Genomic DNA, 12,427 nt, shown 5'->3' with positions numbered 1-12,427 from the left:
GTACGGATTGGAGAATCCCCAACCCGGCCACCGCACACCTGCCACCCCCGACACTCAATGCTCCGCCGGGAGCGCGCGGGGCCCGGGAGGCCGCGCGCACGCGTGTCACCCCCTGCCTCAATGCCCTGCCGGGAGCGTGCGGGGCGTGCTTGTGCCGTTGCCGTTGCTTGTGCCGTCGCAGGAGCGAGCCACCGCCCCCACACCTGGACCGTTGGTCGCAATGAAGCACCCCAGGGGGTGGGCAGTTGCCGTTGGCTCTTGGACCCGTTCCTTTGGGCTGGCGGGGGCCTCGGGGGGTGAGGGGGGTTCGTCGATGCGGGTCGGGTCAGCCCGGCGAACAGGGCCGGAACGCACACCCCGAGGCGCCGCGAGCAACCCCAAGAACGCTCACACGTTCAACCAGACCCGAACTGTCGGGGGTGGCGCCGACGTGGGTTGCGTGCAGGCCCGGCCGGGCTATGATCCCGGCCCCGACGAACCGCCACCCCCGAGGCAACACCACAGAACACCCCACCTGCACCTCGGAACCCACCCCCACCCCGGACTTTTCCGAGAATGCTCAGTCCCGGCGCAGGGCGTAGACGCTCCCGGCCGATACTCGTCCGCCTCGCGTTACTCACCCGCCCCGCCTTACTCGTCCGCCCCGCCTTACTCACCCGCCCCGCCTTACTCGCCCGCCTCGCGCTACCCACCCGCCCCGCCTTACTCACCCGCCTCGCGCTGCTCGCGCTCGTCGCGCTCCCGCACCAGCTCCTCCACCGCCGTGGGCAGGGTTCCCTCGAAGTCGATGAGCTTGGCCCAGGTCGGGGTCATCACGATGCGCACCATCTGCTTGTAGAGCGAGCGCACCTCGACCTCCCAGGCCTGCCGCTGCTCCGGGACCATCATCTGGTCGCTGTTCATCGCGAGGTACTCCGCGGGGATCCCGTCGACGGTGTCGAGCTCGACGGTCCCGCGCAGGAGCAGGATCTTCGGCGGGAACTCGATGGTGTCGATGGTCAGCGCGACGTGCGGGTCGGCGCCCAGGGACCGCACCTTGGGCGCGTTGGTCGACGTGCACATGACCACGGTCGAGCCGTTCCACAGGAACCCGATGGGCACCACCCGCGGGGTGCCGTCCGGGGCCACGTAGGCCAGGCGGGCGATGGAGTTCGCGAGCAGGTCCTGCGACGTGGGGTGCTGGAGTACGGCGACGATGTCGGTGTCGGCGGATGCCATGGCGTGTTCCCCCTGTTCCGGGTTCCGGTGGGCCGGCCGGGAACCGGGATCGACCGGGACCCGGCGTCGGCCCGGGGCGCAAGAAGTGGCCCCGGGGACTGTTGTTCCCCGGGAGGCTCCGGCGCTCTCATGCGCACACCCGGGGCGGCGGCCCGGTGACCGCGCGAACGCAGCAGGCGCCGCCCCGAGAGCCCCGGGAGACCCGAGAACCCGCTACGCCTCGAACGCCTCCTTCAGGCCGGGCACACCGTTCACCCCGGCTTCCCCTTCGACCCCACTCCGGTCGCTGTCGCCCTTGACCACGTAGACCTCCCACGGCTCCTTGCCCGGGCCGTGCACCCACACCTTGTCCTGCACGGCGTAGCAGCACTCGGTGTCGTTCTCCTCGAAGGTGGCCATCCCGGAGTCCTTGAACCGCTGGGCGGCGGCGTCCACCTGGTCGATGGCCCCCACCTCGACGCCCAGGTGGTCCAGCCGGGTCTCCTGCCCCGGCTCGCCCTCGATGAGGACCAGCTTGAGCGGGGGCTCCGCGACGGCGAAATTCGCGTAACCCGGCCGGCGCTTGGCGGGTTCGACACCGAAGAGCGTGGAGTAGAAGGCCACCGACGCATCGAGGTCGGCGACGTTGAGCGCGAGCTGCACACGGGACATGAGACCCTCCGAAGGGCTTGTATCGATATCCGTCGATGCAAGGTTGCGCCCTGGATCGAAGATTGTCAATATAGACGCATGTCGAATCAAAGGAGCGGGGAACCCGACCCCCGTGCTGCCGCGGACGGCTGCTGCCCCCGCCTGCTGTCCTCACCGCCGGAAGAGGCCGAGGCGGTCGAGTACGCCCGCGTCTTCAAGGCCCTCGGGGACCCGGTGCGCCTCCGGCTGCTGTCGATGATCGCGTCCCACAACGGCGGCGGCGAGGTCTGCGTGTGCCACCTGACGCCCGCGTTCGACGTGTCGCAGCCGACCATCTCGCACCACCTGAAGCTCCTGCGCGAGGCCGGTCTCATCGCCTCCGAACGCCGCGGCACCTGGGTCTACTACCGCCTGCTGCCGGAGACGACCGACCGCCTGGCCTCGATCCTGACCCGCATCCCCTCCGGCGACACGGCCTGCAACGACGGCGCCGACAGCGCACCGTGCACCGACCACCCGGCACAGACGTGAGCGCCCCCGTCTCCGCCCCCGCGGACGCGGGCGTCGTCGGCCGTCTGTCGTCCCTCGACCGGTTCCTGACCCTGTGGATCCTGCTCGCCATGGCCGGCGGCCTCGCCCTGGGACGCCTGGTGCCCGGGGTCGGTGAAGCGCTCTCCCAGGTCGGGATCGCCGGGGTGTCCCTGCCCATCGCGGTGGGGCTGCTGGTGATGATGTTCCCGCCGCTGGCCAAGGTGCGCTACGACAGGCTCGGAACGGTCACCGGCGACCGGCGTCTGCTCATCACCTCTCTGGCCGTCAACTGGCTGGCCGGCCCGGCGGTCATGTTCGCGCTCGCGTGGATCTTCCTGCCCGACCTGCCCGAGTACCGCACCGGGCTGATCATCGTCGGGCTGGCCCGCTGCATCGCGATGGTCATCGTCTGGAACGACCTCGCGTGCGGCGACCGCGAGGCAGCGGCGGTGCTGGTCGCCCTGAACTCCCTGTTCCAGGTGGTCATGTTCGGGGTGCTGGGCTGGTTCTACCTGTCGGTGCTGCCCGGATGGTTGGGCCTGGAACAAGCGGCGCTGGACGTGTCGTTCGTCGACATCTCCGTCTCGGTGCTCGTCTTCCTCGGGGTCCCGCTGCTGGCCGGCTACCTCACGCGCCGCCTGGGCGAGCGGGCCCGCGGGCGCGAGTGGTACGAGACCCGGCTGCTGCCCAGGCTCGGGCCGTGGGGCCTGTACGGGCTGCTGTTCACCATCGTGATGCTGTTCGCGCTCCAGGGCGAGGCGATCACCTCGCGTCCCTGGGACGTGGCCCGGATCGCGCTACCGCTGCTCATCTACTTCGTGCTCATGTGGGCCGGAACCCTGGCGCTGGGCCGCGCGCTCGGCATGGGGTACCCGCGCTCGGTCACGCTGGCGTTCACGGCGGCCGGCAACAACTTCGAGCTCGCGATCGCGGTGGCCATCGCCTCGTTCGGCGCCACGTCGGGGCAGGCCCTGGCCGGGGTCGTGGGGCCGCTGATCGAGGTTCCGGTGCTGATCGCGCTGGTCTACGTGGCGCTGGCCGCGCGGCGGTGGTTCCCCCCGGAGGACGAGGTCACACAGGAGGCACGATGACACAGCACGTTCCCGAAGCACCCGACGAGCTACCGCAGGTGCTGTTCGTGTGCGTGCACAACGCGGGGCGTTCCCAGATGGCGGCGGCGTTCCTGGAACACCTGGCGGCGGGGCGCGTGCGCGTGCGCTCGGCGGGTTCGGCCCCGGCCGACGCGGTGAACCCGGCGGTCGTGGAGGCGATGGCGGAGGTCGGGATCGACATCTCCGCCAACGGCCCGAAGGTGCTCACCGAGGACGCGGTACAGGCCTCGGACGTGCTGATCACGATGGGGTGCGGCGACGCGTGCCCGTTCTTCCCCGGCAAGCGCTACCTCGACTGGGTGCTGCCCGACCCGGCGGGGCAGGGCGTGGAGGCGGTGCGGCCGATCCGCGACCGGATCCGGCACCACGTGGAGGAGCTCCTCGCGGAACTCGTGTGAGAGCCCGCCGGTGGGCCGGCCTTCGGGGCCGGCCCACCTCGGGGTGGTCACAGCTGCGGGATCCGGGCCCTGAGCAGGCAGAACTCGTTGCCCTCCGGGTCGGCGAGCACGTGCCAGTTCTCGTCGCCGGTCTGGCCGATGTCGGCCGGGCGCGCCCCGATCTCCAGGAGCCGGTCGAGCTCGGCGTCCTGGTCGCGGTCGGTCGCGTTGACGTCGATGTGCAGGCGCGACTTTCCGGGCTCCGGCTCGTCCCGCTTGCTGAGGATGATGGTCGGCTGCGGACCGCCGAAGCCCTCGCGCGGGCCGATCTCCAGCGCGTAGTCGTCGCCCTCGCCCTCCTTGCCGAGCACGACGAAGTCCAGGACCTCGCACCAGAACCGTGCCAGGACCTCGGGGTCGCGGCAGCCGAGCACGATCTCACCGATGCGACATGCCATGGACGGACCTTCTCTCCGTTCGGGGGGTGCCGGACAGGGCGCGCGGAAGCGTGCGGCTGTCCGGAGGTATCGACCCGGGAAACGTAGCTGAGGGCCCGATCCAGGGACAAGTTCTTTTCCCGGCCCTGCCCGGCCGGACCGTGCCCGCCGGCTAGACCGCGCGGAACAGCCCCGGTTCCACTTCCTCGGCGCGCCCCTCCCCCAGCAGCCTGTTCAGGTGGCGTTCAGCGGTGCGCAGTTCCACCGTCCTGACGAGCACGCCTTCGACGTGGGGGCGGTAGACCAGCCGGTGCGCGGCGATCCGGTCGAGGGTGCGGGGTTCGGAGAGGAAGGCGAGGAGCTTGTCCTCGCGCTGCTGGACCACGTCGGCGTAGGCGGCGAGGCGGCGCCGGAACTCGTCGGCGCCCTCGATGACGCCCTTCTGGTGTCCGGTGCCGTACCAGCGTGCGTCGATCTCCCGGCAGCGCGCCATGGAGGCTTCGAAGTCCGGGAGGTTGCTGCCGACGTCGCCGTAGTAGGGGCCGAAGGAGGTGAGGTCGATGTCGGCGACGAAGAAGAAGCCGTCGGGTTCGATCAGGAACCCGCTGTGGCCCGGGGTGTGGCCGGGCAGGTGCACGGCGGTCACGGTGCGGCCGCCGAGGTCGAAGACGGTTCCGTCCTCGAACCCGGTGACGTCGGGGTGGCCTTCGATGTGGAACTCTTCGCGCATCATGTCGTCCGCGGCCCGGGCCTCCTCGGGCGGGAGCCCGGAGCCTGCGACGAGGGCCTCGCGGGAGCGCACGGCGTCGACGTCCTTGGTGTGCGCGTGGACGGGGACGTCGTAGTTGCCGAGCCCGGCGATGTGGTCCTCGTGGCCGTGGCTGACGAGGACTGTGTCTGCCGGTGGGGCGGTGTCGGCGAGCGCGAGCGACGGGTCGATGACGAGGGTGGACGAGGAACCGGAGGTTCCGCGCGTGCCGCGACCCCGCACGAGCAGGGAGTTGCCGTACGGGTAGGCGCCGCGGTCGCCGCCGACGAGCACGTCGACCCCGCCGTACCGCGCCACGGTGTAGGCCGGGGACGGGGCCGGGCCGGAGCCGCCGGCGGTGTCGGCCGCGGGCCTGTGCCCGTCACCGTGGCCCTGGCCTTCGCCGTGGTCATGCCTGGCCCCGTGGCCCTGGCCTTGGCCCGCGGAGTTCGTGCCCATGCTCTGCCCTCCTGTTCCCGGCACCGGGGTGCCCGCCGGTGCCGACCAGTGCCACCCAGTCCCGACCGTCCGGTGCCATCGGCGCCAGTCGGTGCCGACCAACCTCGACCACGGCCGACCGGTATGAGCCGACGTCAGTCGTCGGCGCCGGTCGCCAACAGGCGACGCGACATCCGCCCTGCCGTAAGGCTTTCCAGCGGACACTAGCTGTAGCGCCCGGCGTTCATCTCGCACACCCCCCGAATACTCCGGCACAGGAAGGGGCCGCGAACGCATCCCCGCATGCACGGGCCACACGGCGGCGCGGTTGGTGGTGGGGGCGCGGAGCTCGCGATCTCGGGCGCTCACCTCTCGCCGTTCCCGCCGGCCCAACCGTCCTCTCCTGTCTCACCAATCCCGCCGTCCGGAGTCAGCCGGAACCAACCGGAACACCGGGATGACCCGTTCCGTGCGCCGTCGGTACACCTCGAAGTTGGGCCACACCCCGCACAACTCGTCCCACGCCCGCGCGCGCTCGTCCGAGCCCAGCTCTTCGGGCACGACCGTCGCACTCCACGCCCCCTTGCTGATCTCCGCGACCGACGCCTCTCGGAGGTTGTGCACCCATGCGGGCGTGGACGGGGAACCAAAGCTGGACCCTGCGATCAACCAGCGCGGTCCACCCGCCCCGCGATCGCCCCCGCGCACACACAGCAACGGCGTCGACCGCAGCCGACCGCTCACTCTCCCCCGCACGGTGAGCAGCACGTTGGGCAGCCCCGCGACGTCGAGCAGCCCGACGCGTCCACCCGTGGTTCGCTGCAACACCCGGTCGCACCAGGTGATCTGGCGCAGGAACCGCGGCAGCCACGGGAGCGCACCGATCCGGACCGCGAGCGGGGTCAGTACTCCCATGGCTTCAGGCTAGGCGCGGGTACGCCCAGCACCGTGCGGGACCGCCCGGCGCCGATTCCACGTGGGCGAGCGCCCCCACTGCGTCGGCCGAAATACCGACGATCCGGCGGCGCCGCCCCGCCTTTCGTCGCACCCGTGGTCGCCCAGAAGTCCACGTTCGTCGGGCTTCCCGTTCGTTCCCGGGGCCGATGTCCCGGCGCCTTCCGGTTTCTAGCTTGGTGTGTGTCCGCAAGGGGCCGCCCAGCGACAGTCCGACAGCCAGTCAGCCCGACAGCGGCCCGGCCCCCAGCGGACCCCATCACCCCCGAGACCCCACCACCCCAGCGTCCCGGCCACCGACACCGCGCGGGACGCACGGAAGGAACGGCATGTTCGACATCCCCAAGGCACCCGCACGGCCCGCCAACGCCCGGCCCCGCCGCACGTCCGCCCTCGTGGGGGCAGCCGGGGCGATCGGCGCCGGCGCGTTCCTCGGAGCGACCGCGCTTGCTGTTCAGGCCGGCGCGGTCATCAACGGGGAGGACGCCACCGAGACGTACTCGTTCATGACCGCCGTCTACGACGACTCGGGCAACCACTACTGCGGGGGCGCGTTGGTCGACGAGGAGTGGGTGCTCACCGCCGCCCACTGCGTCATGGTCGACGACATGAGCGTGCGGGTGGGCAGCACCGACCAGTTCGAGGGCGGAACCGAGCGCGGGGTCGCCGAGGCGGTGGAGCACCCCGACTTCGAGGCCGAGGACGTCAGCGAGGACCCCGACTACGAGTTCTCCCAGTTCCTGCTGCGCAACGACCTCGCCCTACTGAAGCTCGACGCGCCCGTGGAGGAGGAGCCGATCGAGCTCGCCGCGGAGCGCGCCGAGCCGGGCGATGCCGTTCGGGCGATGGGCTGGGGCATGGTCGACGAGATCGGCGAGGCGGACAAGCCCGCGACGCTCCAGCAGCTCGATTCCGAAATCGTGCCCGCGGACCGGTGTGCGGAGATGGATCCGGAGAGCGACCAGTGCTCGGAGCACCCCACCGAGGAGGCTCAGCTCTGCATGTCCGACTCGGGCGGGCCGATCGTGCGCGGCGAGGAGGGCGACTGGGAGCTGGTCGGTGTGGTCAGCCGCGACGGTGACTTCGAGGAGAACCCGCAGTGTGTCGGGCCGATGGTGCTCACCGACGGGGTCACGCACGCCGACTGGGTCGAGTCGACCGTCGCGGGTGACGGGGTGTAGGTCCGCCGGGGCCGCCCCGGCAGGAACACAGACCTGACCGGAACACAGACCCGGCCGGCCCTGATGAGCCCACCCCAGCGGGATCGGGACCCACGGTCGGCCGCCACCACCTCTCCCCGTGAGAAATGGGGACGGGGAGAGCCCGATGGAAACCACGTATTGGAGGAAGCACATGACCTGGACCCAGCGCATCGCCGGTGGATTCGCCGTCGGGGCCGCGGCCATGGCCCTGCCCTTCGCGGCGAGCCCCGCGGCCGCATCCGACTGGGTACTCGACAGCGGCTGGAACAGCCACGCCACCTGCATGGACGAGGGCGAGGACTACATCAACAACAACGGCGACCTGCACGACTACACCGAGTTCAAGTGCGAGAAGGGCGACCGGTTCTGGAACCTGTACGTGCGCTGACCCCCAGCACACACATGACCCCTGCGACCGGCAACGCCTCGGGGCGTTCTACCGAGCGAGAAGTTCACGACCGGGCCGATCCCGGAAACCCACGTAATGGAGGAAGCACATGACCTGGACCCAGCGCATCGCCGGTGGACTCGCCGTCGGGGCCGCCGCCCTGGCCCTGCCGTTCGCGGCGAGCCCCGCGTCCGCCGCGGACTGGCACCTGGCGGGCGGGTTCGGCGACTACGACCAGTGCATGAGTGAGGGGCACTCTTACGTTCACGAGGAGGACAACAACCACGACTACACCGAGTTCAAGTGTGAGCCGAACGGTTCGGCCTGGCAGGTCTGGGTGCGCTGACCGGCCCCGAGCTGACCGACCCAATGGGTCACGGAAGTAGGTCACGGACTCGCACATGCTCCCCGCGCACGCGGGGATGGTGTCGGGGCGGGCAGCCGGGGCGGGCGATGACCACGGACGGCCGAGGTACCCGGGTGTGGGACCCGAGGTACGTGCGGGGAGAGGCCCAAGGAAGGTTCGGCACGCGCAGGGTTCCGTTTCGCGCGCGACGGCGGCCGACGGGCACGTTCCCTGTCATCTCAGGTTCCCTCGGGTTCCTCAGCCGACGCCGCGCGAACCTGGGGGGACCCGCCGAATACCGGCTCTACCAACCACCAGCGCCCACAGGCCGCCCCGCACAGGCTCTACCGAGCCCCGTCTGTCCCACCGGTTCCGCACTCGGCGATCCGCTGCTCCACCCCGTCCAGCAGCCACCCCAGCGCCCGCTCGAAGGCCTCGACCGGTCCCAGCGGATCGGCCAACCGTTCCACGGCCGGGAACCGCCCCGGCTCGATCCGGTACGTAGTCAGGTAACTCTCCTGGACCGTCGCGAACGAGCGCCCCTCGGGGTCGGTCCAGCGCGCGGCCCGGTCGTCCGCCACCACCTTGGCCACGTGCCCCCGCACCAGCCCGTCGACGGCATCCACGGCCGCCATCGCCTCCTCCGCGCTGAGCCCCGTGCCGTCGAAGACCCGGATCGCCGAGTCCGTCCAGGCGAACCCGTTGGGACCGATGTAGGCACCCCCGGTCACCTCGACCAGCCAAGGGTGCGCCCGGAACGACTCCAGATCCTCGCGCGCCCAGGTCTCGACCTTCTCCCGCCAGGTGCCGGGGCGGGTGTGCGGCAGCGGCGCCTGCCCGATCATCTCCTCGACCATGAGCGCCAGCAGCGCGGACCGGTCCGGAACGTAGGTGTACAGGGTCGCGGCGCCCACGCCCAGCCGCGCGGCGACCTTGCGCATGGACAGCGCCTCCACCCCGTCGGCCTCGACGGCGTCCATCGCGGCCCCGACCACACGCTCCACCGTCAGCTGGTGCCGGGGGCCGCGCTTGGGTTGGCCGAGCCCGGCCCAGAGCAGGTCCAACGTCTTTTCGATGCTCGTGCGTGTGGTGCCCACGCGTTTCCTTCCATGAGCCGGACCCAGGTCCCATCGGACCCCTCGTTCACTTCGGCCCCGGCCCCGACCTCGTGCAACGGGCCCGCTTGCCAAAACTCCGTACACCGTTCTACATTAATCGAACGGTGTACGGAGTTTTGGAGGCCGCCCATGGAACCGCACGATCACCCCGACCGCAGCTCCCATGCACCCCGCGACCCACGCACGACCCGCATCTCCCCACGCGCCGACCTCGTCCGGATCGCGGTCCTGCTCCTCGGCTTCACCCTCATCACCGCGGCCGCGCACACCCTCGCCGGAACCCTCTCCCCCGGTGACCCCGGTGACCCCGGCTCCCCCGACGACCCTCCGGGCCTGGCGCTCCGCTCGGCCGCCGCGCTCCTGCTCGTGCTTCCGCTGGTCTGGATCCTCTGCCGCACCGCTGGGCGCACGCTCCGCTCGATCGGCCTGGGCACGCCCGCCCGCGCCTGGCCGCCGCTGGTGACGGCCGCGCTGGCCTGCGGGGCGACGATGGCGCTGGTCGTCGGCGCCGCCGTGCTCACCGGGAACGCCGACCTCGACTCCGGGCCCACGAGCCCCGCGTCCCTGCTCTCCGCCGCCGGCACCGTTCTGTTGCTGACCCTGCTGATGCTGGGCGCGCAGATCCTGCCCGAGGAGCTGGTCTTCCGCGGTTACGTGCAGGGGCTGCTCGGTCACTACTGCTCCCAGCTCGTCACCGTCCTGCTGCAGGCGGCCCTGTTCACGGTCTCGGCGTCGCTGGCCCTCGGCACCGGCGCGGATCTGCTCGGGCTGGCGCTGCTGGGCCTCTTCCTCGGGATCCTGCGGATGGCCTCGGGCGGGATCTGGGCCGGCATCGGCGCCCGCACGGCGCTGACCGGTGTCACCATCGCGCTCGACAGCGCCGGGTTCGTGTTCGTGTCCGGTGCCCAGGTGTGGAACGTTGCGCTCGGCATGGGCGGCGCGCTGGCGGCCTACGTTGCGGTCCGTGTGCTGCTCGCTGTGCGGCCCGGGCTCGTCGACCTGCCCGGCCTGCGCGGATCCACCGGTTCCCGCGGCGGCCCCGACGCTCCCGGCGACCCTGCGGAGGACGGCGCACACCCCCGCACGCCCCTGCCCGTGCGCGGGATCCTGTACGACGTCGGTTCCAGCTACGTGCCCGGTCAGCACTCACGCGAGAGGTGGAACCCGGATGCGGTGCACGAGGAGATGCGGGTGATCTGCGAGGACCTGCACTGCACCGCGGTCTCCCTCTTCGGCCACGACCTGGAGCGCATGGAGCAGGCGGCGCGTTCGGCCCTGGACCACGGGCTGGACGTGTGGTTGCAGCCGCGTTCGCTGGACGCCGGGCTCGCCGAACTGGTCGAGCACGTCGACCGCGCGGCCGAGCTGGCGCAACGGCTGCGCGAGGGGCTACCCGAGGGGCTCCACGAGCAGGCCCCGTCGGACCGGATCGTGCTCGACGTGGGCTGCGAACTGACCGTGATCAACCGCGGCATCATCCCCGGACGCCACATGGGTCACCGTGTGATGGCCATGTACGTGTTCGGGATGGTGCCCTTCTACTACAACCGGCGACTGAACCGGGTGCTGCGCCGGTTGGCCGAGGGGGCGCGGGCGCGCTTCGACGGGCCGCTCACGTACGGGTCCGGGACCTGGGAGTCCGTCGACTGGAGCCTGTTCGACCTGGTCGGGGTGGATTACTACTTCGACGAGATCACGCGCACCTCGTACCGGCAGGGTCTGCGCTCCCTCCGGCGGTGGGGCAAGCCCGTGGTGGTCACGGAGTTCGGGTGCTGCGCGTACCGGGGCGCGGAGACCAAGGGCGGGGGCGGCGCTGACGTCCTGGACTGGCGGGACCTGGACGACCGGAAGGTGCGGGGGAAGCTGGTCCGCGACGAGGGTGTGCAGGCGGACATGGTCGAGCGGCTGCTGGACGTGTACGAGACGGAGGAGGTGCACGGGGCGTTCCTGTGCATGTTCATCGAGGGGGATTGCCGGTACTCGCCGGACCCGGTGCGCGACTGCGACATGGCGAGCTTCGGGATCGTGCGCCCGCCGGCGTTGGAGACGGGGTTGTCGCCGGACGACGGGCATTGGGAACCGAAGGAGGCGTTCCACGCGCTCGCCCGCCGCTACGCGACCGCGGACGAGCGTTGACCTCCGCGCCGAGGGAACCTTCCGGTTACGCGGTTCGGAGCGGCTGCCGGAGCAGCGTTCGCAGCTTCTCCGGGGCGACCTTGCGGGGGTCGCTGAAGTAGACCTCGTGGTGCGTGCCGACCATGCGCAGCCCCTGGTCGGGGATGAATTCGTGGTGCATGCGCGCCAGTACGCCGGCCTCGTCGTCGAAGGAACCGACGTGGAGTGTCTGCACGCAGCGCCCTTCGGCAAGGTGGTCCAGGCGGACCTCGTCCAGGCGTGCGGGACGGTCCTTGGCGCCGGCCTGCTCGATGGCGGCGTCGACCATCGGGGGTTCGATCCAGTCGGGGACCATGATCATCATCGTCCAGGACCAGCGGGACTTGTCGCGCGCGGTGGTGAAGGAGTCCATGTCCTCGGCCCACCAGAGGCCTTCGAGGGGCGGGACGACGTAGTCGCGGCCGAGCTCGCGTTTGCTGGCGAACTTGAGCTTGTAGGCGACGGGGTAGAGCGCCTGGAGCGCTTCGGCGTAGGCGGGTGAGGTGTTGGGGTCGCCGTGGCCGTCGATCATGAGGTATCGGGTCGCGGGAACGTCGAGGATCCGGAACGTGTCGCGCTCGGCCCGGTAGGCGTCGAGCGTCTTCTTGAAGTCGACCTTGTCGGCCGCCACGCCCCTGGGGTTCTTCTCGCTCATCCGGCACCTGAACTCGATCGGCTGGTCACGGCCATTCCGACTCTGTCACGGCCGAGCCAGCGGATCGCGCTGTCGAGGCCGTTCGGGACGGAGGCCCGGTCAGGCCCATCCCCGCATGC

Annotated in this window: 14 protein-coding genes; 7 read left to right on the top strand and 7 right to left on the bottom strand. The window is 71.0% G+C overall.

Features of this window, described 5'->3' with window-relative positions:
- Positions 1 to 702: 702 nt before the first annotated feature.
- Both IDM40_RS25275 and IDM40_RS25270 read right to left on the bottom strand, forming a co-directional pair.
- Positions 703 to 1,218 (bottom strand): pyridoxamine 5'-phosphate oxidase family protein, encoded by a 516-nt coding sequence (locus IDM40_RS25275; protein ID WP_193124574.1) that lies wholly within the window; start codon positions 1,216 to 1,218, stop codon positions 703 to 705.
- Between the two features lie 213 nt (positions 1,219 to 1,431).
- On the bottom strand, positions 1,432 to 1,869 hold the full coding sequence (locus IDM40_RS25270) for an ArsI/CadI family heavy metal resistance metalloenzyme (protein ID WP_193124573.1): 438 nt from the start codon (positions 1,867 to 1,869) through the stop codon (positions 1,432 to 1,434).
- A gap of 78 nt (positions 1,870 to 1,947) precedes the next feature.
- Here IDM40_RS25270 and IDM40_RS25265 point away from each other — a divergent pair, with 78 nt between their 5' ends.
- Genes IDM40_RS25265 through IDM40_RS25255 form a run of 3 tightly spaced genes read left to right on the top strand, consistent with a single transcriptional unit; the run spans position 1,948 to position 3,889 of the window.
- Positions 1,948 to 2,379, top strand: a complete 432-nt coding sequence (locus IDM40_RS25265) for an ArsR/SmtB family transcription factor (protein WP_193124572.1) — start codon at positions 1,948 to 1,950, stop codon at positions 2,377 to 2,379.
- Positions 2,376 to 3,470: an ACR3 family arsenite efflux transporter gene (gene arsB, locus IDM40_RS25260; RefSeq protein WP_193124571.1), complete on the top strand. Its 1,095-nt coding sequence runs from the start codon at positions 2,376 to 2,378 to the stop codon at positions 3,468 to 3,470. The genes IDM40_RS25265 and arsB overlap by 4 nt, the downstream gene beginning before the upstream one ends.
- On the top strand, positions 3,467 to 3,889 hold the full coding sequence (locus tag IDM40_RS25255) for an arsenate reductase ArsC (RefSeq protein ID WP_193124570.1): 423 nt from the start codon (positions 3,467 to 3,469) through the stop codon (positions 3,887 to 3,889). The genes arsB and IDM40_RS25255 overlap by 4 nt, the downstream gene beginning before the upstream one ends.
- Before the next feature lie 47 nt (positions 3,890 to 3,936).
- Here IDM40_RS25255 and IDM40_RS25250 read toward each other — a convergent pair whose 3' ends face one another.
- From IDM40_RS25250 to IDM40_RS25240, 3 genes are all read right to left on the bottom strand, one after another.
- Positions 3,937 to 4,326 (bottom strand): VOC family protein, encoded by a 390-nt coding sequence (locus IDM40_RS25250; RefSeq protein ID WP_193124569.1) that lies wholly within the window; start codon positions 4,324 to 4,326, stop codon positions 3,937 to 3,939.
- A 151-nt stretch (positions 4,327 to 4,477) separates the two neighbouring features.
- Positions 4,478 to 5,512, bottom strand: a complete 1,035-nt coding sequence (locus IDM40_RS25245) for an MBL fold metallo-hydrolase (protein WP_235997929.1) — start codon at positions 5,510 to 5,512, stop codon at positions 4,478 to 4,480.
- Positions 5,513 to 5,899: 387 nt separating this feature from the next.
- The gene (locus IDM40_RS25240; RefSeq protein WP_193124568.1) at positions 5,900 to 6,406 is read right to left on the bottom strand and encodes a nitroreductase/quinone reductase family protein; all 507 of its coding nucleotides are present in this window, start codon (positions 6,404 to 6,406) and stop codon (positions 5,900 to 5,902) included.
- Between the two features lie 368 nt (positions 6,407 to 6,774).
- Here IDM40_RS25240 and IDM40_RS25235 point away from each other — a divergent pair, with 368 nt between their 5' ends.
- The 3 genes from IDM40_RS25235 to IDM40_RS25225 all read left to right on the top strand — a co-directional run bounded on the left by IDM40_RS25235 (position 6,775) and on the right by IDM40_RS25225 (position 8,381).
- Positions 6,775 to 7,626 carry a S1 family peptidase gene (locus IDM40_RS25235; protein WP_193124567.1) on the top strand — a complete coding sequence of 284 codons (852 nt, stop codon included), beginning with the start codon at positions 6,775 to 6,777 and terminating at the stop codon, positions 7,624 to 7,626.
- Positions 7,627 to 7,798: 172 nt separating this feature from the next.
- Positions 7,799 to 8,035, top strand: coding sequence for a hypothetical protein (locus IDM40_RS25230; protein ID WP_193124566.1), 237 nt, complete (start codon positions 7,799 to 7,801; stop codon positions 8,033 to 8,035).
- Between the two features lie 109 nt (positions 8,036 to 8,144).
- Positions 8,145 to 8,381, top strand: coding sequence for a hypothetical protein (locus IDM40_RS25225; RefSeq protein ID WP_193124565.1), 237 nt, complete (start codon positions 8,145 to 8,147; stop codon positions 8,379 to 8,381).
- Positions 8,382 to 8,725: 344 nt separating this feature from the next.
- Here the strand turns inward: IDM40_RS25225 and IDM40_RS25220 are convergent, their stop codons facing one another.
- Positions 8,726 to 9,478, bottom strand: coding sequence for a TetR/AcrR family transcriptional regulator (locus IDM40_RS25220; RefSeq protein WP_193124564.1), 753 nt, complete (start codon positions 9,476 to 9,478; stop codon positions 8,726 to 8,728).
- A 150-nt stretch (positions 9,479 to 9,628) separates the two neighbouring features.
- Between IDM40_RS25220 and IDM40_RS25215 the strand changes: the two genes are divergently transcribed.
- Positions 9,629 to 11,635 carry a CPBP family glutamic-type intramembrane protease gene (locus IDM40_RS25215; protein WP_193124563.1) on the top strand — a complete coding sequence of 669 codons (2,007 nt, stop codon included), beginning with the start codon at positions 9,629 to 9,631 and terminating at the stop codon, positions 11,633 to 11,635.
- Positions 11,636 to 11,660: 25 nt separating this feature from the next.
- Here the strand turns inward: IDM40_RS25215 and IDM40_RS25210 are convergent, their stop codons facing one another.
- The gene (locus tag IDM40_RS25210) at positions 11,661 to 12,308 is read right to left on the bottom strand and encodes a GyrI-like domain-containing protein (protein WP_193124562.1); all 648 of its coding nucleotides are present in this window, start codon (positions 12,306 to 12,308) and stop codon (positions 11,661 to 11,663) included.
- Positions 12,309 to 12,427 lie beyond the last annotated feature (119 nt).

The organism is Nocardiopsis coralli (assembly GCF_014892575.1).
Lineage (GTDB): Bacteria > Actinomycetota > Actinomycetes > Streptosporangiales > Streptosporangiaceae > Nocardiopsis > Nocardiopsis coralli.
The sequence above is the reverse complement of the archived record's forward strand: the minus strand, read 5'-3'. Positions and strand labels throughout refer to the sequence as shown.